At 60.2% G+C, this 20,431-nt stretch carries 18 protein-coding genes; 6 read left to right on the top strand and 12 right to left on the bottom strand.

What is annotated here, in order from left to right; genetic code table 11:
* Positions 1-15: 15 nt before the first annotated feature.
* The 3 genes from sufC to R3D51_13270 all read right to left on the bottom strand — a co-directional run bounded on the left by sufC (position 16) and on the right by R3D51_13270 (position 3,966).
* Positions 16-771: a Fe-S cluster assembly ATPase SufC gene (gene sufC, locus R3D51_13280; GenBank protein MEZ5900450.1), complete on the bottom strand. Its 756-nt coding sequence runs from the start codon at positions 769-771 to the stop codon at positions 16-18.
* 82 nt (positions 772-853) lie between these two features.
* Positions 854-2,323, bottom strand: coding sequence for a Fe-S cluster assembly protein SufB (gene sufB / locus R3D51_13275; protein ID MEZ5900449.1), 1,470 nt, complete (start codon positions 2,321-2,323; stop codon positions 854-856).
* A 56-nt stretch (positions 2,324-2,379) separates the two neighbouring features.
* Positions 2,380-3,966 (bottom strand): aminotransferase class V-fold PLP-dependent enzyme, encoded by a 1,587-nt coding sequence (locus R3D51_13270; protein ID MEZ5900448.1) that lies wholly within the window; start codon positions 3,964-3,966, stop codon positions 2,380-2,382.
* 291 nt (positions 3,967-4,257) lie between these two features.
* Between R3D51_13270 and R3D51_13265 the strand changes: the two genes are divergently transcribed.
* Positions 4,258-5,031, top strand: coding sequence for an alpha/beta hydrolase (locus R3D51_13265; protein ID MEZ5900447.1), 774 nt, complete (start codon positions 4,258-4,260; stop codon positions 5,029-5,031).
* A gap of 59 nt (positions 5,032-5,090) precedes the next feature.
* On the opposite strand, the gene R3D51_13260 is transcribed toward R3D51_13265, so the two are convergent.
* Positions 5,091-5,360 carry a hypothetical protein gene (locus tag R3D51_13260; GenBank protein MEZ5900446.1) on the bottom strand — a complete coding sequence of 90 codons (270 nt, stop codon included), beginning with the start codon at positions 5,358-5,360 and terminating at the stop codon, positions 5,091-5,093.
* Positions 5,361-5,389: 29 nt separating this feature from the next.
* Positions 5,390-6,562 carry an anhydro-N-acetylmuramic acid kinase gene (locus R3D51_13255; protein ID MEZ5900445.1) on the bottom strand — a complete coding sequence of 391 codons (1,173 nt, stop codon included), beginning with the start codon at positions 6,560-6,562 and terminating at the stop codon, positions 5,390-5,392.
* A 130-nt stretch (positions 6,563-6,692) separates the two neighbouring features.
* Between R3D51_13255 and tyrS the strand changes: the two genes are divergently transcribed.
* Positions 6,693-7,946, top strand: a complete 1,254-nt coding sequence (gene tyrS / locus R3D51_13250) for a tyrosine--tRNA ligase (protein ID MEZ5900444.1) — start codon at positions 6,693-6,695, stop codon at positions 7,944-7,946.
* Positions 7,947-8,020: 74 nt separating this feature from the next.
* Here tyrS and R3D51_13245 read toward each other — a convergent pair whose 3' ends face one another.
* Positions 8,021-11,605: an AsmA-like C-terminal region-containing protein gene (locus tag R3D51_13245; protein MEZ5900443.1), complete on the bottom strand. Its 3,585-nt coding sequence runs from the start codon at positions 11,603-11,605 to the stop codon at positions 8,021-8,023.
* Between the two features lie 443 nt (positions 11,606-12,048).
* Here R3D51_13245 and bcp point away from each other — a divergent pair, with 443 nt between their 5' ends.
* Positions 12,049-12,516 carry a thioredoxin-dependent thiol peroxidase gene (gene bcp, locus R3D51_13240; GenBank protein MEZ5900442.1) on the top strand — a complete coding sequence of 156 codons (468 nt, stop codon included), beginning with the start codon at positions 12,049-12,051 and terminating at the stop codon, positions 12,514-12,516.
* Between the two features lie 261 nt (positions 12,517-12,777).
* Entirely contained in the window at positions 12,778-13,380 is a 603-nt protein-coding gene (locus tag R3D51_13235) for a polymer-forming cytoskeletal protein (protein ID MEZ5900441.1), read from the top strand.
* Between the two features lie 136 nt (positions 13,381-13,516).
* On the opposite strand, the gene R3D51_13230 is transcribed toward R3D51_13235, so the two are convergent.
* From R3D51_13230 to R3D51_13205, 6 genes are all read right to left on the bottom strand, one after another.
* Positions 13,517-15,766, bottom strand: coding sequence for a hypothetical protein (locus R3D51_13230; GenBank protein ID MEZ5900440.1), 2,250 nt, complete (start codon positions 15,764-15,766; stop codon positions 13,517-13,519).
* Positions 15,763-16,896 carry a DNA repair exonuclease gene (locus tag R3D51_13225; protein MEZ5900439.1) on the bottom strand — a complete coding sequence of 378 codons (1,134 nt, stop codon included), beginning with the start codon at positions 16,894-16,896 and terminating at the stop codon, positions 15,763-15,765. The genes R3D51_13230 and R3D51_13225 overlap by 4 nt, the downstream gene beginning before the upstream one ends.
* Before the next feature lie 96 nt (positions 16,897-16,992).
* Positions 16,993-17,559 (bottom strand): GNAT family N-acetyltransferase, encoded by a 567-nt coding sequence (locus tag R3D51_13220; protein ID MEZ5900438.1) that lies wholly within the window; start codon positions 17,557-17,559, stop codon positions 16,993-16,995.
* Positions 17,560-17,693: 134 nt separating this feature from the next.
* Positions 17,694-18,011: a hypothetical protein gene (locus R3D51_13215; protein MEZ5900437.1), complete on the bottom strand. Its 318-nt coding sequence runs from the start codon at positions 18,009-18,011 to the stop codon at positions 17,694-17,696.
* A gap of 144 nt (positions 18,012-18,155) precedes the next feature.
* A complete protein-coding gene (locus tag R3D51_13210; GenBank protein ID MEZ5900436.1) occupies positions 18,156-18,548 on the bottom strand; it encodes an adhesin in 393 nt (130 codons plus the stop codon).
* A 106-nt stretch (positions 18,549-18,654) separates the two neighbouring features.
* On the bottom strand, positions 18,655-19,293 hold the full coding sequence (locus tag R3D51_13205; protein ID MEZ5900435.1) for a MarC family protein: 639 nt from the start codon (positions 19,291-19,293) through the stop codon (positions 18,655-18,657).
* 209 nt (positions 19,294-19,502) lie between these two features.
* Between R3D51_13205 and R3D51_13200 the strand changes: the two genes are divergently transcribed.
* Positions 19,503-19,799, top strand: a complete 297-nt coding sequence (locus R3D51_13200) for an usg protein (protein MEZ5900434.1) — start codon at positions 19,503-19,505, stop codon at positions 19,797-19,799.
* A 218-nt stretch (positions 19,800-20,017) separates the two neighbouring features.
* Entirely contained in the window at positions 20,018-20,308 is a 291-nt protein-coding gene (locus tag R3D51_13195) for a hypothetical protein (protein ID MEZ5900433.1), read from the top strand.
* The last annotated feature ends 123 nt before the right edge of the window (positions 20,309-20,431 follow it).

Here is a 20,431-nt window from a genome sequence, read left to right as displayed (position 1 = left end):
ACTGCAATCGTCATCTCAAGCTGCCTTGCCGGTGAAGCCTGCATAGCCCGATTTCTCAAGCTCAAGGGCCAGTTCCTTACCGCCTGTCTTCTGAATGCGTCCGTCCGCCAGCACATGAACCTTGTCGGGAACGATATGGTTCAACAATCGCTGGTAGTGGGTGATGACGAGAAACGCGCGTTCCTTGCTGCGCAGCGCATTCACGCCTTCCGAGACGATCCGCAGTGCGTCAATATCCAGGCCGCTGTCGGTTTCATCGAGAACGCACAGGGTCGGCTCCAGCATCGCCATCTGAAGGATTTCTGACCGCTTCTTCTCGCCGCCCGAAAATCCGACATTGACCGGACGCTTCAGCATCTCGACATCAATGTTGAGCTTCGCGCCCTTCTCCTTGACGAGCTTCATGAAGGCGGCGGTGTTCAGCTCGTCCTCGCCACGCTTCTTGCGGACGGCGTTAAGCGCGGTACGCAGGAAGGTGAGACCCGCAACGCCGGGGATCTCCATCGGATACTGGAAGGCGAGGAATACGCCCTTGGCCGCGCGCTCGTCGGCCTCCATCTCAAGGATCGACTCTCCGTTCCAGAGAATGTCACCTTCTGTGACTTCATAGCCATCGCGGCCGGCGATCACGTAGGACAGCGTCGACTTGCCCGAACCGTTCGGACCCATGATGGCGTGCACCTCGCCCTTGGGCACGACGAGGTTCACCCCCTTCAAAATGACGCGATCCTCTTCCGAGAGTTTCACGTGCAGATTCTTGATTTCAAGCATCTTGTTTTTTTCCTTACAAACTGAGCGCTGTGCCTTCGACGACGGTCTGAATCTTGACGACCCAAAATCTTTCTGCCGATTGCTAACCCACACTGCCTTCCAACGAGATGCCGATCAGTTTCTGCGTTTCGGCCATGAACTCCATGGGCAACTGCTGAAGCACGTCGCGCACGAAGCCGTTTACGACGAGCGCCACTGCTTCCTCCTGCGACAGACCGCGTTGCATGCAGTAAAACAGCATGTCGTCGGAGATCTTCGAGGTCGTCGCCTCGTGCTCGAAGTGCGCCGATGAGTTCTTGGCCTCGATATAGGGAACTGTGTGCGCGCCGCACTTGTCGCCGATGAGAAGCGAGTCACAGTTTGTGAAGTTGCGCACGCCCGTTGCCTTGCGATGAGCGGACACCAGACCACGGTAGGTATTCTGCGAATGGCCCGCAGCGATACCCTTCGAGATGATGCGGCTGGACGAATTCTTGCCCAGGTGGATCATCTTGGTGCCGGAGTCCACCTGCTGGTATCCGTTGGAAACCGCAATCGAATAGAACTCACCGCGCGAGTAGTCGCCGCGCAGGATGCAACTTGGATATTTCCAGGTGATCGCCGAGCCGGTCTCGACCTGCGTCCATGAAATCTTCGAATGATGGCCGCGGCAATCTCCGCGCTTGGTCACGAAGTTATAGATGCCGCCCTTGCCGTTCTTGTCGCCCGGATACCAGTTCTGCACCGTGGAGTACTTGATCTCGGCGTCATCGAGCGCAACGAGTTCGACCACGGCGGCGTGCAGCTGGTTCTCGTCGCGCATCGGCGCTGTGCAGCCTTCGAGATACGAAACGTAAGCACCGCGATCGGCGATGATGAGCGTGCGCTCGAACTGGCCGGTCTGCTTCTCGTTGATACGGAAGTACGTCGACAATTCCATTGGGCAACGCACGCCCTCCGGCACATAGACGAAGGAGCCGTCGGAGAACACCGCCGAGTTGAGCGCGGCATAGAAATTGTCGGACTGAGGCACCACTGAGCCAAGGTACTTCTTCACCAGTTCAGGGTGTTCGCGGAGCGCCTCCGAGATCGAGCAGAAGATGACGCCCGCCTTCTTCAGCTCTTCCTTGAAGGTGGTAACGACCGACACGCTGTCGAACACTGCGTCGACAGCAACTTTTGTGGATTGCACGCCAGCAAGAATCTCGCGCTCCTTCAGAGGCACGCCGAGCTTCTCGTACATGCGCAACAGCTCAGGATCGACTTCATCGAGGCTCTTGGGTCCTTCAGTCGATTTTGGCGCCGCGTAGTAATAAAGATCCTGAAAGTCGATCTTGGGATAATGCACTTTCGCCCATGTCGGCTCAGTCATCGCCTTCCAGCGATTAAAGGCTTCGAGACGCCAATTCAGCATCCACTCCGGCTCGCCCTTCTTGGCCGAGATGTAGCGCACGGTCGACTCGTCCAATCCCTTGGGCGCTTTCACGCTCTCGATATTGGTTTCGAAACCGTACTTGTACTGGTCCACATCGATCGTCTTGACCTGATCGATGGTCTCTTTGACTGCGGCCATCCTTGCCTCTCACTCTTTCTGCCGCCGGATGCGGCCTTGGCATTCGGTTTCTGCGCTCAAGCCGCGGCGGCGGTCTTGGCTGCGATTGTCTTCCATGCGGCCACGAAAGCCGCCAGATCGTGCGCGGTTGTCTGAGGCCCGATGCTCACGCGCACCGCGCTTTTTGCAATTGCGGGTTCCAGCCCCATGGCCGAAAGCACATGGCTTGCGCCTACTTTGCCCGAGGAGCAGGCCGATCCCGCGCTCACGGCGATACCGGCAAGATCGAGCTTGATCACCAGCGATTCCGCGCTGCTACCCGGCAGCGCAAGACAGCAGGTATTGGCCAGACGCGGCGCGTCTGCGCCGATGATAAGCGTCTGTGGCGAAACCGCTGCAATTGCCTCTTCCAACCGGTCACGCAACCGCGCAATGCGTGCGACGTCCTTCAGCGCGGCCCGAGCCGCAACAGCTGCGGCCCCGAATCCGGCGATTGCTGCAACATTCTCTGTTCCCGCGCGACGGCGGCGTTCCTGACCTCCACCGCGGATCAGCGGATTGAGATCGACATGATCGCGGATCACCAGCGCACCGACGCCTTTCGGCCCACCCATCTTATGCGCCGAAAGCGCAAGCGTGGTGACGGGAAGCTCCGCAAAGTCAATTTCGATACGGCCCGCCGCCTGAACGGCATCCGTATGCATGAAAAGCCCGTGCTCCCGCGCAAAGTGCGCGAGATCGGAAACAGGCTCAATCGTGCCGGTTTCGTTGTTGGCCATTTGAAGCGTTGCCGCGACGCGCCCAAGGTCCGCGCGCTTCAGCACGTCCCGTGCAATAGCCTCTACCTGGGCAACTCCGTCCTTGCCGACCGGCACCTCAATGACGCGCTTGGCGCTTGCACGGGCAGAAGCCAAGATTGAATCGTGCTCGACACCAGCGGCGAACACCGTGTCGAAGCCCTGCGCCATCGCCCAGGCGTTGGCTTCCGTCGCCCCACTTGTGAACACGACTTCAGACGGCTTGGCATTGATGAGCGCAGCTACCTGCTCGCGTGCCGTCTCGATGATACCGCGTGCGCGGCGACCCTCGGCATGGACCGACGAGGGATTGCCCGTGTAATCGAGTGCGGCCACCATGGCGTCCCGAGCTTGCGGGCATAGTGGGGCGGTTGCGTTGTAGTCCAGATAAATGCGCGCAGGAGTCGTCACTGACGTTGCGGACGTTGCGGACGTTGCGGAAGCCACCGAACCCCGCTCCGTGCGACCCGCAACGACATCTTCAAGCGAAACCGATTTCAGATAGTCGCTGGTGACATCGCTCAGCCTCTTCCACAGCCCATGTGTGAGACAACGTTCGCCGGGGAGGCAGCCTTCTTCGCCGTGTTCGTTACAGCGGGTGAAATGCGTGTCTTCTTCGACCGCAGCCATGACGTCTGAGACGGAGATATCACGCGCAGACCGCGCCAGGCGGTATCCGCCCGCACGACCGCGCGCGCTCTCCACCAGCCCCGCACGGCGCAAATTGAGGAAGAGCTGTTCAAGATAGGACAGCGGCAGCTTCTGGTTGTCGGCGATCTGCGACAGCGGATGGGCGCGTGTCCCATCCATACGCGCTAGATCGGCCATCGCCATGACGGCGTAACGGCCCCTTGTGGTCAGTTCCACGTAACGCTGCTCCTGGACTTGTGCCACCCCAAGTGGTGACGAAATCCAAACACTTGCGTTCGACACCCCGTCTCGTGCTAAGAGACGCGCCCTGATGTGGTGACAATATACGGGCGCCGGGTTTTTCGAACGGTTCTAAACTTGCCGCACTATGTAAATCCCGAGCCGCCAAGTCAAGGATCGAAAGCGCGCACCACGAGGTCGTGAACGACAATTGCCCCGCGGCAGCCAAGAAACGTCCGCAGAAGAATCTAACATGCTGATTAACTTAAAAGATCAAGAAAGAGCCCGATGCCCGAATTGATCATCAACGGCCCGGCTGGCCGGATTGAGGCCCGCTACCACCACGAAACCAAGAGCGACAGCCCGATCGCACTCATTCTGCACCCCCACCCGCAATTCGGGGGCACCATGAACAATCAGGTGGTCTACACGCTCTACCACACGTTCGCCGCCAGGGGATTTTCGGTGCTTCGGTTTAATTTCCGTGGCGTTGGCCGCAGCCAGGGCGTGTGGGACGGCGGGCCGGGCGAGCTGGCGGATGCGGCAAGCGCGCTCGATTGGCTGCAGCTTGTCAAACCCGACGCCAAGACCTGCTGGATTGCCGGCGTATCGTTCGGCACCTGGATCGCCATGCAGCTATTGATGCGCCGCCCCGAGATCGACGGGTTTATCTGCGTTGCGCCGCCTTCCAACCTCTATGATTTCTCATTCCTGGCGCCCTGCCCCTCGTCCGGCCTGATGATCAACGGCGACAAGGACCGCGTTGTCCCGACCGCCGCTGTTGCTGATATGTCGGCCAAGCTCAAGACCCAGAAGGGCATCAAGATCACCCACGAAGTAATTCCGGGCGCCAACCACTTCTTCGAAGACAAGACCGAAGAGCTTGATCAGATCGTCGGCTCCTATGTCGATGAACGCATGGTCCAGTTCGAAAAGGATCGTGCGCGCGAAAAAGAACGTGAGCGCGAACGTGAACGCGAACGCGCCCGCCAGCGTGAGCTTGAACGCATGGAAGCCACCAGTGCGACTCCCGCCGGTGGCGACGATGACGGCGACGAATAATAACAATAAAAGAAATAGTGCTCTTGCAGACCTCCCGGAACCCTCCGGGAGGTCTTCTTTTATGAGCGGCGGATCGCCCGGAAACCCATCCGCGCTAACACCAAGCCGATCAGGAATGGCATCAAGCCGAGCAAACCTGTGAACTGCAAGAAGCGAGTTCTCTCACCCGCATATGTCAGCACCTGCTTCACCGCATCCGCACCCGAGCCATAGCTCACAGTTATTGAGCCGGTACGCAAGGCACTGAAGAGCACGACACCACCCAGCAACGCGGAAGCCAATCCAAAAATGATCATGGCAACGGTAAACCCGGCTCGAAGCATCGTCATGCCGTAACTCCTCGGATTCTTGTCATAAATCAGCAGCCCCAGGGTTTGGCCGGTTTCGCCAGCCGACCACCGCACATTGCCGCCGCCACGCCGGTCGTCCCAGGATATGTCAGCGGAAGGCCTGCCAGGGACCGAACCGCAAGATAGCCCCATGCCTCGGCTTCGAGCGCGTCGCCGTCGAGGCCCGCGGCTTCGGCTGGCACGACGGCATTCTCGACGCGCTCAGCGATCATCTTCATCAGTGTCTTGTTCTTGCGCCCGCCACCGCACACAATCCAAAGTTCCGGTTCTTGCGGCATATAGGATCTGGCCCGCGCAATGGCTTCAGCCGTGAATGCGCTCAGCGTCGCCGCGGCATCTTCCAAGCGCAAAGCGGCGACAAGCGATCGGTTAAAGGCGTTGCGATCGAGCGACTTTGGTGGCACCCGAGCGAAATAAGGATCGCTCAGATATGCCGTCACGATGTCGTGCTGGATACGGCCCTTGGCGGCCAGCGCGCCATCGGTATCACACGTTCCTGCATCGTACGCGCGCACCAAATCGTCGATCAGCGCACTGCCTGGTCCCGTGTCGAACGCGAGCAGTTGATTGCCCTCGCCCACATAGGTGACGTTGGCCACGCCTCCGATGTTTACAACCGCCACCGGGCGCTGAGAGAGTTTTGCGACAAGAGCACGGTGATAGACGGGCACTAGAGGCGCGCCTTGCCCGCCCGCTTCGACATCCGCTGCCCGCATGTCATAAACGATGGGAAGACGGGTCAAGTCAGCCAGCATTTCGCCAAGACCGAGTTGGAGGGTCAGTGCCGATTGAAAGACGTTTGGGCTCGCTCCATTGATCGTCGCACCCTCTTGGGACCGGGGTGCACGATGCAGGACCGTCTGGCCGTGAAAGCCGATCACATCGATGGTACCACGCTCAATCCCCTGCCTGCGCAGGAAGGCGGAGACAGCCGCCGCGTGCTGCTCTGTGAGTTCACGTTCCGCGTGCGGCAAAGCGCCCGGGCGCTCATCGCGACGTATCAGGTCTTTTGCATCGGTGACAGCCTGGCCTAGCAGACCCCTCATTTCCGCGTTGTACGGGAAAGTTTGCGCCGGACCGCGCTCCACGTAGCTTTCACCATCCGTGACGATAAGTGCCACGTCGATTCCATCCATGGATGTGCCACTCATGAGGCCCAGCGCCCGTAACAGCTTGCCCATCAGCCCCTTCCCGTGCTCATGTGGTGACCTCCAACCCGCTGGTCGCAACTTTTTCTGCCAAGCCCCTTGCTGAGGCTTGGCCATCAATATGGTGGCGGCCGGGACCAACACCGAACTTCAAGCTTATCGTATGTCACAGCCCAAGTCCGAACTGCTGAAAATCTTCACCGAACGCGGTTTCATCCATCAGTGCTCCGACATGGAAGCGCTCGATGCTCTCGCAGCCAAGGATGAATTGGTGGCCTACGTCGGCTACGACTGCACGGCGCCTTCGTTGCACGTGGGCTCGCTCATTTCCATCATGATGCTGAGCTGGCTGCAAAAGACCGGCGGCAAGCCGATCGCGCTGATGGGCGGCGGAACCACGCGCGTGGGCGATCCGTCCGGCAAGGACGAAACGCGCGCGATGCGCACCATCGAGGAAATCGAGGCCAACAAGAACGGCATCAAACAGGTCTTCTCCAGGTTCCTGAATTTTGGAGACGGCAAGAAGGATGCCCTCATGGTCGATAACGCCGATTGGCTTGGACCGCTGAACTACATCGAGTTCCTGCGCGATGTCGGCAGGCATTTCTCCGTTAATCGCATGTTGACGATGGACAGCGCGAAACTGCGGCTCGAACGCGAGCAAGAGCTGTCGTTCATCGAGTTCAACTACATGCTCCTGCAAGCCTACGACTACGTCGAGCTTGCGCGCCGTTACGGATGCAATCTGCAGATGGGCGGCTCAGACCAATGGGGCAACATCGTCACCGGCATCGACTTGGGTCGGCGCATGGGCGTGAAGCATCATCTGTTCGCACTGACGTGTCCGTTGTTGACGACGTCGTCGGGGGCAAAGATGGGCAAAACTGCAAATGGCGCCGTCTGGCTCAACGAGCAGCAATTGTCCGCCTACGATTACTGGCAATACTGGCGTAACACCGAAGACGCCGACGTGGAGCGTTTTCTAAAGCTCTTCACCATGTTGCCCATGGATGAGATCGCACGCCTTGGCGCTCTACAAGGCGCGGATATCAACGAAGCAAAGAAGATCCTGGCAACGGAAGCGACGGCGCTCATACACGGACGCGAGAAGGCGGACGCCGCTGCCGCGACCGCCAAAAAGACCTTCGAGCAGGGCCAGCTTGCCGCAGACCTCCCGACGGTCGAGATCTCGCGTGAGCAACTGCAATCCGGAATTGGCCTTCTTGCCGCCTTCGTCAAGGCCGGGCTCGTGAGTTCCAACAGCGAAGCACGCCGCCAGGTTCAAGGCGGCGCGGTGAAGGTCAACGACCGTCCGGTGATCGACGACAAGGCGACGCTCACAACCTCCGACTCCATTGACGGCGTCGTCAAGCTGTCGCTGGGCAAGAAGCGCCATGTGCTGCTGAAGCCGGTCTGAGGAAGGCAACAGTTACTACATTTTGATCTGCGGTTGGCTCCAGCACCGGGCCAGCCGCTTTCGCTTGCTTGCCACTAAGGCTGTGTGGTCGATGACCAACCGTCGACGGTGACGGGAGCAGAACCCGAATTTTTCGAACCGCCGCTCTTTGATCGGCTGTTGGACTTGGCTGGCGGCGCGGACGCGCGCACGCGCTGTTCGACGGGCGGCAAGCTGTTGTTGTCGCCGCGGATCTGCACTTTCGGGTTGGGATTGGTCATCTGGAAAATTTCGCGGAAGATGCCCGGCGCGACGAGCGACAGCGGATTGACGAGCACCTGCGGGTTATTCAGATCGCCCTGAATGCCGAACGTGATGCCGAAGATGCCTTCGCCACGTGTTCCGGAGATGAGCTGTCCGAGAACCGGAATACCCCCCAGCGCGCTGTTGAGCCCTTGCAGCGGAATGTAAGTGCCGCCCAGATTGATCCGTCGCGTCTTGAAATCGACCTTTCCAGTCAAGTTCGCACCCATCAGGGGACCGCGGACATAAGCGTCTTCGAGCACGAACTGGCCATACCCGACCGAGAACGGCGCGCGCATACGATCAAAGAAGAACACTTCTCGCGTGACCTCCCGGCGGCCGATGGCAGGCCGGCCCTGATCGGCGCTGCCGACAACCTCGCTCACGATCGGATCGCCCAGAACCTTGAAATTCTCCACCCACAACGTTCCAGTCTTCTCCGCAGGACCCTTGCCGTCGAGATTGACCTCAAGCCGCAACCGGCCTCCCTGAATGTTGGGGTAGAAGCCCACGAGCTTCAGCGTCGTACCTGCGTCGCTGGAATCGGCCAACAAGCGTCGCGTGCCGTTACTGTTGTCGAGAACGGCCGCCAGCGGCGCGCCGCCTTCCAACTGGCCACGAGCATCGAGCGCAACCAACTTTTCCGACCGCGCCGATAACTTCAATTTCAAGCCCTTGAGGGCCAAGTCCGACGCTCCAAGTACCGTGTCAACGTCGGCGACGAGATCGATGCCGGCATCGGGCTTGCCAGATTTATTCTTTTGCGCATCGTTGAGGGTGAATAGAGATCTGAAAAAGTCGCGCCCGTCGAATGTCTTGCCGTTGGCCTTGACCTTCCAGATGCCGTCATTGCCACGTGTGCCCTGCACTTCGAGCCGCGACACGACGTTGAGCGTGAACTCGGGGAAGTAAAACTCGTTCATTTTATTGTCGGCGCCGATGCCAACCCAGCCCTCAACCGCAATGTCGTCCCCGGCCAGTTTGAAATTCTGCAGTTCCGTCTTGTGCGTTCGTCCGCTTGCTATATCTGCTTCGAGCGTCGCCTGCCGTCCCGCCGCTTTCTTCCACGCGATCGCATCGATCATCAGCTCGGCATCGGTGAGGTTGGCCTTTAGCTTGATGACGGGCTCTGCTTGCGGTCCCTTGGAGAGAGAAATGTCGACAGGTACAGTGCCATGCACCAGATCGTTGATGTCGAGCCCCAACTGCGTGCGGTCGGCATCGTCGAGCTTGGCAGTGATCTTGAGCGGTGGCTGCTGATCATCAGTTGCACCGTTCAAGATGCGCTGGCCTACAATTTTTGCTGGTACACCGTTGATCAGCAGATCGCCTTTGGCATCGAGCGCACTGTCAGTAAGATCGAGCGCGAGGGTAAAGCCCTGCACGTCGAACTGGTTTGCGACCTTGCCGATGCGGCCGTCGGTAATGCGCGCCTTGCCCTCGACCGAAACCTCATCGGGTTTCAACCCCGACACCAACGGGATTTTGAGTTTGAGCGCCGCATCCACCTTGCCGTCGGCGTCCTTAGGCAGCGGACCAGCCTCGCGCACCGCGCGCATGGGCAAACTTTCCACGACTTCCAACAATGGCCCGAGCGGTGATTGTATATTGAGCGTCAGCTCGCTGTCCGGACGCGGTCCTACGACATCGGGCGAGACCAATCGCACGGTCTTGATTGGTACCTGGCGGCCACCGGAAACAGTCGCGTACGCGTCGGGCAAGGTGACCTCAAGCGCGTTGTTTTCCAGCCTGATGAGCCCCCGCGGGGCGGTTATCTGCGTCATGCCGTCGAGCGGCACTGCAACCACATCGCCGACTTCAAACGTCGCCGACAATCTCTCGATGCCAGGTGTTGCCGCAGGACCTTCGTCCTTCATGAACTCGCCGGAAGCGAACCTCACGTTGCCGCCCTTAAAGGTGGCCTGGCTCACACGCTCACCAACCCACTCTCGCGCGCCAGGTGCCAAGGCGCGCGGCCACATGGCCTTCAAGGTCGCAAGAGGCATGGGCGAAACAGTCACCTCCGCGCGCGCACTTTGGCCCTGCGGTCCGGCTACCGACATGCCTTTCATGGCAACTTCGCCGCCGCCGCCTTTGACGCGGAAATCTCCCACTTCGATGACACCGCGCCGGGGAATGATCGAGCCAAGCACGCTCCATTGTTCGAGCGCCACCGGCGGCACACCGAACTCGCCGGCTTCCAGCGTTCCGTTCTTGCCATCGAGGGTGAAGCGCCAAACGGGCGGTCCCTTGTCGCCTGAGATGTCAGCGGCCTTGCCTGAGAACATGATATTGCCGTCGGCCCACTTCACGGGGCTGGGCGCAAGCTCCCAGTTGCGCTTTTCACCGTCATAGAACAACCGGAAGAGGCCGGCGGTCAGTTGGAACGGATCGGTGGAAACGCCGGGCAGCACGATCTGGCCGCTACCGGCTTGCAGCGCAATCTCAGCCTTGGCGATCTCGCCGCCGGTAGAGACTTCCACAGTCGCATCGCCCGCAATAGGCAGATCGAAGGTATTGAGCAGGGCCAAAGGCGGCGCGGCGGCCGATAGCGTCGAGGGTACGAGGTCGCGGATCGTAGCCTTGACCGCGATGCGGTCGCTCTTTTCGCTTTCGTCGGTGAGGAAGGTCAGAGCCCACGGCCCGCGCTGCGAAGCGATCGTGGCACGGCCGGAGATCACAGAGCGCTTGCGGCGGTGATTGAAGTCGACGCTAAACTCGTTGATCCGCCAAGAGCTGCGCTGACCGGCATAATCGAGCACGACCGACACGTTCTCCATGCCGAACTCAGTCAGGTAGGACGACGCGTCGAGCTGGCGGCGCGCGCGCGCCGAGGCATCGCTGATCATCTTCGCGATATTGAGCGGCTGTACGGGCTTGGGCGATCCCGGCGTCGCCTGGCCAACTGTAGTGGACGGCTGGTCCGGATGCCCTGACCCATCATTGCCGCCAACCTGCGGCCGTTCAGTCGGCAACTTCGTGACCGACAACGCCAAGCCGGTCTCGTCCGTAAAGCTCAGATGAATTTCAGGATCGATGAGGATGACGCGCTCGGGCACGATCCGCGCGCGCCAAAGGGCCGGAAGGGAAATATTGACGGCCGACAGAGGTGCGGTCGCAACGACGGCCCCGTCCTTATCCAGAACGCTCAAGTTGCGCAGCCGGAACTCTAGGCCTCCGGTGCTGCCAAGTCGCAACTCTGCACCCTCGATATCGACTTGATTGTTGACCAGCTCGGCGTTGATGCCGCGCTCGATGGGCGGCACCACAACGTCGAACGAGATGGGGCCGTGACGAAGCCGAACAAGAATGACGCCAGCGGCGATCACCCCGAGCATGATGAGGGGGACAAAGGTGTATAGCAACGCCTTGCCCACGCCACGGCCAACGCGCCTTCCGTACCCGCGGCTGGAACTATCCGGCCGGCGGTGAAAAAGTCCGGCGATCTTTTGGCTGAGCGATGTCTTCTTTTGCGCGCGCGCCTTGCGACGCGCGGGGCGTCCTTTAGTCGGCCCCGAACGCGGCGCGCCAGTTCGTGGCACACCCGTTTGTGCGGCGTCTTGCCATCCCTGCGGCAGCGGAGGAGGCGTGGTGACCGGCTGCGACCCCGGCGCCCCCCCTTGCGTACGCTGTCGTGTGGGGTAAGTCGTCAACGTCGCTCCTCGATTTCAGGCTCGTTCCCGATGGCCGCATGGCGTGCCGACATCAGGGGGAATGAGCTTGAATTTCCTATTTTGCCCCGGCAGCGCGGGACCAAGTTCGATACGCGACAACCGTACTGCAACTACCCGGTGAATAACGACAAAAGAAAGGCAAACGCATGCTCGCAGAAGGTGGCAAAGCGCCCGACTTCAAACTACCCGATGACAGCGGCAAAACGGTTCAACTGTCGAAATTCAAGGGACGGCCTGTTGTCGTGTATTTCTACCCGAAAGACGACACTTCCGGCTGTACGGCTGAAGCAAAAGACTTTTCCTGCCTTATCGATGAGTTCTCCAAAGCCGGTGCTGAAATCATAGGCATCTCGCCCGATAGCGCCGCCAAACATGCCAAGTTCAAGACCAAGCATGACTTGGCGTTGCGGCTGGCTGCGGATGAGGAAAAAGCGACCTGCCAAGCTTACGGCGTCTGGGTGGAAAAATCGATGTACGGGCGCAAGTACATGGGCGTGGAACGCTCAACGTTCCTGGTCGACAAGGCCGGCAAACTCGCCCGCATATGGCACAAGGTCAAAGTCCCCGGACACGCCGAGGAAGTCTTGGAAGCGGTCAAGGCGCTCAAAGGCTGAGGCTGCACCGTCCACTCTCGACTTGCAGGAGCCAAGAGCGTGGACCTACTGCCACACTCCCGGCACAACAAGCTCCTAAAAGAGAGATCAACGGGACATTAAAGGTGGATATCTAAGCCGCCTGTACTGACCGGGGTAGAGATCGGTGTTAGCGATTCGGCCGTGCTCGACGGGACGGGGTGTGGTGCGTGCGGCTACGATCGAGTGCGGGATATTACATTTGTTTGACGTTGCTTAAGTTGTGTCAGAGGGGAGTTACTAATGCTGCCGAATTTCCGCAAGTCGGAGCCCGAAGCCGCACGGGGCCAACCCAATCTTCCGGCAAACGATCAGCCTAGCGCATTTCCAGCACGTCCTTTCGTTGCAGGACAGCGCGCGAACGAGCGCGCAGGCCTCTCCGTCATAGGCCCCGACCTCATTATCAATGGAAATCTGATTTCCAAAGGTGAGGTGCAAGTTGATGGCATCGTCGAAGGCGACATTCATGGCAGCCACGTTATCGTCGGCCCCAACGCCAACATCAAAGGCGGCATCGTCGCCGAAGAAATCGTAATCCGCGGACACGTCACCGGCACCGTACGCGGCAAGCGCGTCATGCTTCAGGCATCGAGCGAAGTGGACGGCGACATCTATCACAACGCGCTGTCGATCGAGCAGGGCGCAATGTTCGAAGGCAAGTCGCGGCGAACAACTCAGGATCCGCGCGAAGGCGCAACCATCAGCGAGTTGCCCCGCCCGGCCCAGACCGCACACACCGGCCCGGTTCTGGCGGCAGTCTCGCCGAGCACGCCGTCATACGAGCAGCAAGATGAGTCGGAAGCTTCCGTAACCATTGTGCCGCCCAGACTGCCTGGCGCGCGCTGAACCTGCGACACCCTAAAAATTCTGTCCCAACAAAAGACAACTGTTCCCGTCCCAAATCTCCTTGAAACGGTGTCTCTGCTCAGTAACTTGCGTGCAGAGGCACCCTTTTATTTTGAGCGCCCTTGTCTGACGGGCGTCATATGCCACTCCACGGCTTCAGAGTTAAGCTCTTGGCCTCAAGTGCAGCAAATGCGGTTTTCCTGCAGGTCAACACGACGATCTGATACGATTGACTCGCGCGATTGAGCGCGCCGCACATCGCGTTCAGCCTCTCATCATCGGAATAAACCAGTGGATCGTCCAGCACGAGCGGCACCGGCGCGCTGCGCGAGGCAAAAAGCTCAGCAAAGCCCATTCGCACCAAAACAGCGAGCTGTTCGCGGGTCCCATCCGATAGGCTTGAAAACATCTCTCGTTCGCCTGCCCGCATCAACGCTTCGAGCGCAAAGCCTTCGCGGAAGGTAACACCAGCACCGGGAAAGACGTGTGCAAGATACGGCATCAGTGCATTGGCCACCGGCTCAAGATAGCGCGCGCGCACATCCTCGATGTTACGCGCCAATGTCGTAGTCAGAAGTTTGAGCGCGGCAATGTCCGCTTCCCAGCGCCGCACCTCTGCCTCGGCCTGTTCTAGCAAGCCTGACATCATTTCAACTTCGCCTGCGCGACCGTCTTCATCGATACCGGCCTGCTCGCCGCGCAGACGCTCCAGCTGTTCGCTCGTGCGCCTAACCTCTTCAGTCCGGCGCGTCGCCTCTCGCTGGGCCGCATCCTTCTGTGAAAGCAAAACCCGATAGCGGTCCTCGTCGAGTCCTTCCGCTAGCACGCTGTCGTAGGCCGTATGAGCCGCAATCGCGGCATCGTTAGCTGCCTCTACCTTCCCTACAAGATCCTGATTGGCGAGCAGCCCGCGTTGGGTCTTGATCTCGGACAGCTCAGCATGGAGCGCGGCAAGGCCCTTCGGCGCTACCTCCGTCAACTTCATCCGCAGAGCATCGAGTTGGACCGAAGTCTGATTGCGTGCGTCGGCTTGAGCATGAGCTTGAGCGTCATCACTGACCCCCATCTCGTCGAGCAGCTGAGTGATCGTCAGTTCCAGCGCATCACGCCGCTTCAATGTTGCCGCTGCGCGATCCGCGTCGGATGAAATTACCCGGATCGTGCCCACTCCTTTGACGTCGATCGTCATACGCTCGGGCACCGGAAGGCGCTGCGGGCGCAGAACAGGCGCTCCATCCGCCGTTATTATTCCTTCAGCACCTACGACCGGCGCAATCTCGACGAAGGTGCTCATGCCCTCGAGCGCTTCTTGCTCACGCATGAGTGCTGCGCGCGCGCTTTCTAGCTTGGCAAGCCGCGGCTGGGTTGCCGTGTTGGCGTTGAAAGCGTCTGCAAGCACTTTGATATGCGCAGCGGCACTTTCGGCAAACGCGCAGGCGTTCACGAGTTCCAGCTCGCGCGCATCAGCTGCCCTGGCGCGTTGAAGCGCATCACGAGCTGCCTGGGCTTCCAGCTGTCGAGCCTTAAGGTCTGAAGCGGCTCGTGCACAACGCTCGCGGTTGCCGTCTGCTGCTTGAAGGGTTTTGGATAGCTCGTCGATCCTTCGGGCAAGTTCGATGGTCGCGCGCGGATCTTCGAGCGCGCGCAGATGTACGGAAAGCTCACCGATCCGCGCAAGGCGCGCTTCGCTCGCAGCGGCGGCATGCTGGGCGCGCGCGAGGTCATCACGCGCCGCATTGCGCGCGCGCAAAGCAAGATCATATGGTCCGTTGCGCTTGGCCCCATCCCTGCCCGGCGTCATAAGCAGGCCAAGTTCGGCGCGCGCACGCGACAGGATATCCTCGCCAAGTTTCGAGCCCGCAGCTTCCACGACCTCTTGAGAAAGGAGAGACATCAGCGCGTTGGTCTCGCCGCGCGTTTTTTGTTTTCCGGTCAGCGGTTCGATGTCGGGATCGGGCGTGTGCAACGCCCGCTGCTGGCGCACCCAAACCAGACCGATCCGGCCCGGACCGTCGCTGGTTCCAACCAAATGAGCGAGCTGCGCCTCGGCCTCGCCTGCACGCGCTTCGATGCGGCCTGAATCCAAGTTGGATAATACCGCCGTCTTGCCGCGCCCAAACTGCTTTCTGATACGCCAGCGCGCACCGCCGATTTCAAAATCCACCTCGACCAGAGGCTCCCCGCCCACGCGCGGTCTGAAGCCTTCAAGGCGCGCGCCGGTCGTTCCATGCGGCACCAGAAAGGCAGCCTCTAACGCCTCGAACAGTGTCGATTTGCCAAGTTCGTTAGGGCCTGCCAGCACGTTGACGCTGGGCGACAGGCCTTCGACGGCAACCCCATCGCCAAATCGGCGAAACTGAGCCGCGCGCAATGCCAGGAGTTTCATGTCCCCTCCTGGCGCGCTTTGGCGGCGAACGCATACAGCATCTGCAAAGCACGTTTCGCGGCATCACTGTCTGAACGTGCAGCGTCGTTCGAAATCGTCACCAGCTCGCTCGCGCACGCGCGCAACGCACTGTCCTCGCCGGCGATCGACAAGTCATCCGAGCTGGTGCGAAGTACGAGCGCGCTGTCGTCCAATTCGAGATGACGCAGTCTGCCTTCCAGGCTCTCGCGCCATTGCCGCAATGCCGCCTCCCCCGCAAGCGTCAAACTTCCGTTGACGCGCAACCGCAGTAACGTCGACGTGAGGGCTGGTCCCAGGCCAGAGACGATCGAATCCAAGCTTGCGACGTCGCTACCATCTGAAAGCATGCAATCGCGTTTAGCCCATGTGAACTGGGCAGACCGCACGCTGTCCACCTGCGGCGTTGCACCTGCGCCTTCGATTGTGACGGCGAGGACGTTGCCGGGATCGTTATCGGGAAAGCGGTCAGGCTCCGGTGTTCCCGCATACCACGTGCGCGCATCGACGCGCGTGGTGCCGTGCCAATCCCCCAGCGCGAGATAATCAAGACGCGCGCGCACTGCCCGGTCCGGCGCAAGCGGCACACTGCTCTCGCCATCGGCGGAAAAGCCCTGGATCGATCCGTGAGCGAGACCGATGCGAATTTGGCCGGGCGCTGTCGGCGCGTCCGTCATCCACTCTGTCGGATCGCGTCCGGGAGACTTCGATGTCAAAGGCGCGGGCAGCACCACGCACTCCGGCGTCAGGGAATGAGGGTGCGGTTCATCCAGCACCGTCACGTTGCCGGGCATACCCAGCCGCGCGATGCGCTCCCACACGCCGCCCGCCTTGGCTGGATCGTGATTGCCTGGCAACAAGACAAAAATAATATCGGATTGCGCCCGCAGATGCTCCATCGCGCGGCGCAGTGTCGGCGCATCCAAGCGGTCGTTATCGAAAACGTCGCCCGCGACAACGACGTGCGCCGCGCCATGCCGACGAGCAATCTCGGCAATTCGCGCAACAACGGACAGACGCGCGGCCGCCAACTCTCCGGCAAGCTCGGAAGGAAAGCGCGTGAACGGTTTGGCGATCTGCCAGTCGGCAGTGTGGATGAATCGGAAAGCCATGGCGGCACATGAACCACGCCAGGACGGCCAAACTCAAGCGCCAGGCCGCGCCGCGTGCCGCTATTGTGGGAAAAAAGGCACCCCTCGACCTACCGTTCAACCGTGCGCGACCTCGCGGCCAAGAAATACCAAGCGCGCGCCGTCCCGTTCGGCCTGGCCAACCTGCTGAAAGCCGTTGCGAGCGTAAAACTCGATGTTGCGCGCGCCTTCACTGGTGACGACGTGTACGCCGGGAACGCCAGCCGCCGAAGCCTGCGATACGAAACGCGACACGAGCGCGCTCCCCACGCCTTGATTGCGAAAAGCCGGCGCGAGATTAACGTGCAAGTGGGCCGGAAACCGCCGTGTCAAGGCGGCGAAGGTTGCAAAATACCAGATGTCGGAAAAACGTCCGCTGACCGCCGGATCGTCCAAGGCGCCGACGATGTAGCCCGCTATGCGTCCATCGCTATCAAGGGCGACGAAGCATAGGTCGGGATCGCAGTCCAGATAGCGCCCTAGCCAGCGCTGGCGAAAAGCGCAGCGGGCTGCATCGCTGGAAAAAGTCTGGGTATTGCTGGACGCGAAGAAAATGTCGTTGAGCCCGTCCGCAAGAGCGCTCACCGCCATCGCGCGACCGCCGCTACCAGCCAACAGGTCGCTATATCGGACTATGTTGAGCACCAGGCTTCCCCATCGAGCAAACGCTACGCGCGCTGAGAATTGCCTGGAACACAGACCAAAGCAAATGGGGCCAAAAGCAAATGGGGGTGCGTTGCTGCACCCCCATCAAATCAAAAACGACTACAGCCGCTCACTTACCAGCCGCGGCGGCAAGCGTTGTAGCGGCGCCACCAATAGCGGTTTCCTGTGTTGAGGGCGCGACGCTTCATCCAATGGCAGCCCTCATAGCCGCGATAGACCTGAACGCGCGGACCCCAGACCCGGGGTCCCCAATAGCGGCGATGAACGTGGCCGCGGTAGCCGTAATGAACCTGCGCCACGCCACTGCCTGTGCTTTGTCCAAGCGATTGGGCCGCAGGCACGAGCGGTGCAGCTTCTGCACTCGTCGGCGCGAAGCCCTGGAACATAAAGCCCGCGGCGAGAGCGAGCATACCAAGTTTGATCGTTTGCATCGTATGTCTCCTTGCCAGCGCGCCAGCTGGTGCGCGCTATTGGTGCGTGTTCAACGAACAGAGCTGCTGCAAAGTTCAACGCTCTTTCGTTGCATCCACGACTAGGCGGAGATCATGCGTCCGATATGTCGTTGCGCTGAACGATCATTCATCTTGTCGGAGCGCAGTCACGAGCTTGTTACGGAACGCGGGCGGCAAGTCGTCTGGTACCGGCACGCGCACAGCTTGCGCTTGTTGCTGAGGCTGGGTCTTGCCGGCCGGCGGCGGTCTCATCGCAGCGGGATTGCCGCCTCCGTAGTTCGGGCTGAAAGGTTCGGAGGGATCGTCGGGCAATTGACGGATGTATGCAGGCGGCGGGGCTTGCGCTGGCAAACCGTCATCCTCGGTCGTAGGAGCCGTTTGCGCCACAACGCGGGGCGCGGAATTCTGAGCCGAATAGCTGGGAGCTTGTGTGGAGGCGCATCCTCCGACACCGATCAGCGCGCTGAGCGCGCAGTAGAACAGGACCGACCGAGGGCCGGAACGCAACACGGACATGAAACGCCTCTTGGAAACTCAACAGCGACGCAACAAACGCGAACGCAAAACCTTGTCCCGGATTGAAACATCCAGGCCTTAAGAACCCACTAACGAGCGTCTTGGATTAGGCGCGCAGCAGACCTGACGCAGCGATGCCGTTGAAGACCGACTGCACCGCGATGGCCGCCAGCAGAATTCCAAATACCCGCACGAGCACGCGCTGCGCGGTGAGACTGATCCTGGAGTTGAACTCGTGCGCGACGATGAGCAACGCGAGCGTCAAAGCCATCACACTCAACAAAGCGGCGACCACAACCGCGATCCCGAAAGGCTGGTGCGCGGCGTTCGCCGTCAAAACAATTCCAGCGCTCATGGCGCCCGGCCCCGCCAGCAACGGCGTCGCCAGCGGGAACACCGCCATGTCATCGCGCGAATGCGCTTCCTCGTCCTCGTTCGGCGTCAACTTCAACGAACTCCCAGGACGGGCGAACACCATATCGATCGCCAGCATCAGAAGGATGATCCCGCCAGCGGTTTGCAGTGCAGCAAGGGAAACGCCCAGTTGCGATAGAAGCGGTCCACCGAGAACGGTGAAGATCAGCAGAATGATCGTTGCGATGACGCTCGCGCGGATTGCGATCCCGCGACGAGCCGCCGGACTAATGCGTGGGGTTAGTGTCGCAAACAACACAGCCGCTTCGACCGGACCGACGGTCGCCAGAAAGGTGGTGAAGCTCTTGAGCGCGGTCTCGATCACGAACATGGCCTTCAAATTCCATGAATTAGATTAGTTGCGCCTCGCGATTGTGCAAACGGATGCGCGAAAAGGCGCCAAAGCGGCTATCAGCACTCATTTATCCGTGCTGCTAGATGATTGTTTTCCATAATTTTTCTTGCTTGCGGACGAGCGATTCTCGCCTGACAATACCTACGCATGGTGATCATGTTCGACCAACAGAAGGGAGAGCTTGAGTGTCCGGCAATAGCAAAACGCATTACGAGGGCGACGCAGATTTTCGCGCGCAACTGCAAGGCTTCAGTCTGACGACGGCCGAAATAATCTACCGGCTGCCGGACTACCCCGCCCTGCTCCAAAGCTACATCTGGCAGGAGTACGATCTGGCGCCGCGCTTCCCGAAGCTCAAATCCTTCCTGGAGTTCTGGAGCGCAAAGCTGGACGGGAAGCTGTATAAAGTGACCGTCGCGCACGACAAACTCATCAGGCCCGCTGAGCTTCGCCTTCTCGACGCCGAGCTCAAACTCAACTGACCTCTTGCTGCTGCCCCGGCTGCGGGCTCAAAATATTTCGATCACAGAATTGTGAGCGTGAAACTCCCGCTCGTGATCCGCCGTACCTTTGCCTGCAGGTCACTGAGGTCGATGAGACCGAATCTCCTGCCAGGACGAGGGGCAGAAGTCTCGCATCCTGCAGACTTAGACAGCCTGCGTAGCTGACCGCACGCCGGCACCAGTGGAGGTATACCCAAATGAACATGTCACCCAAGTCCGGCGCGGCCATCGCGGCAACAGCGGCTGCACTTCTTTTCTCCGGAGCGGCCGTCATCAACGGGGCAACCGCCGCCACCGCCAAAGGACACTGCATCGGCGCCAACGCCTGCGCGGGAAAGAGCGCATGCAAAACGGCAAAGAACGAATGCGGCGGCCAGAACAAGTGTAAAGGTCAGGGCTTCCTCGAAATGACGAAGGAAGAATGCGACGCGGCGGCAGCTTCCAACAAGGATGAGAAAGTGCAGATCAGCTTCGAGGAAGCGAAGTAAACCTCTCAAGCTTGTTCCTTGCACGAAAAGGCCGAGATCTGGAGACAGTCCTCCCGGTTGTTTCCGGGTCTCGGCCCTGTCTAACGCGCAACAAGCAGCGCTCTCCCATCACCGACTGCTATG

The organism is Hyphomicrobiaceae bacterium (genome assembly GCA_041397645.1).
In the GTDB taxonomy this organism is placed as follows: domain Bacteria; phylum Pseudomonadota; class Alphaproteobacteria; order Rhizobiales; family Hyphomicrobiaceae; genus Hyphomicrobium_B.
This window is presented reverse-complemented; position numbering and strand designations above follow the sequence as displayed.

What these genes read in the sequence shown, in the direction of transcription:
- sufC (MEZ5900450.1), bottom strand. Translation starts at nt 771, where the DNA reads ATGCTTGAAATCAAGAATCTGCACGTGAAACTCTCGGAAGAGGATCGC.
- sufB (MEZ5900449.1), bottom strand. Translation starts at nt 2,323, where the DNA reads ATGGCCGCAGTCAAAGAGACCATCGATCAGGTCAAGACGATCGATGTG.
- R3D51_13265 (MEZ5900447.1), top strand. Translation starts at nt 4,258, where the DNA reads ATGCCCGAATTGATCATCAACGGCCCGGCTGGCCGGATTGAGGCCCGC.
- R3D51_13260 (MEZ5900446.1), bottom strand. Translation starts at nt 5,360, where the DNA reads ATGACGATGCTTCGAGCCGGGTTTACCGTTGCCATGATCATTTTTGGA.
- R3D51_13255 (MEZ5900445.1), bottom strand. Translation starts at nt 6,562, where the DNA reads ATGGGCAAGCTGTTACGGGCGCTGGGCCTCATGAGTGGCACATCCATG.
- tyrS (MEZ5900444.1), top strand. Translation starts at nt 6,693, where the DNA reads ATGTCACAGCCCAAGTCCGAACTGCTGAAAATCTTCACCGAACGCGGT.
- bcp (MEZ5900442.1), top strand. Translation starts at nt 12,049, where the DNA reads ATGCTCGCAGAAGGTGGCAAAGCGCCCGACTTCAAACTACCCGATGAC.
- R3D51_13235 (MEZ5900441.1), top strand. Translation starts at nt 12,778, where the DNA reads ATGCTGCCGAATTTCCGCAAGTCGGAGCCCGAAGCCGCACGGGGCCAA.
- R3D51_13230 (MEZ5900440.1), bottom strand. Translation starts at nt 15,766, where the DNA reads ATGAAACTCCTGGCATTGCGCGCGGCTCAGTTTCGCCGATTTGGCGAT.
- R3D51_13225 (MEZ5900439.1), bottom strand. Translation starts at nt 16,896, where the DNA reads ATGGCTTTCCGATTCATCCACACTGCCGACTGGCAGATCGCCAAACCG.
- R3D51_13215 (MEZ5900437.1), bottom strand. Translation starts at nt 18,011, where the DNA reads ATGCAAACGATCAAACTTGGTATGCTCGCTCTCGCCGCGGGCTTTATG.
- R3D51_13210 (MEZ5900436.1), bottom strand. Translation starts at nt 18,548, where the DNA reads ATGTCCGTGTTGCGTTCCGGCCCTCGGTCGGTCCTGTTCTACTGCGCG.
- R3D51_13205 (MEZ5900435.1), bottom strand. Translation starts at nt 19,293, where the DNA reads ATGTTCGTGATCGAGACCGCGCTCAAGAGCTTCACCACCTTTCTGGCG.
- R3D51_13195 (MEZ5900433.1), top strand. Translation starts at nt 20,018, where the DNA reads ATGAACATGTCACCCAAGTCCGGCGCGGCCATCGCGGCAACAGCGGCT.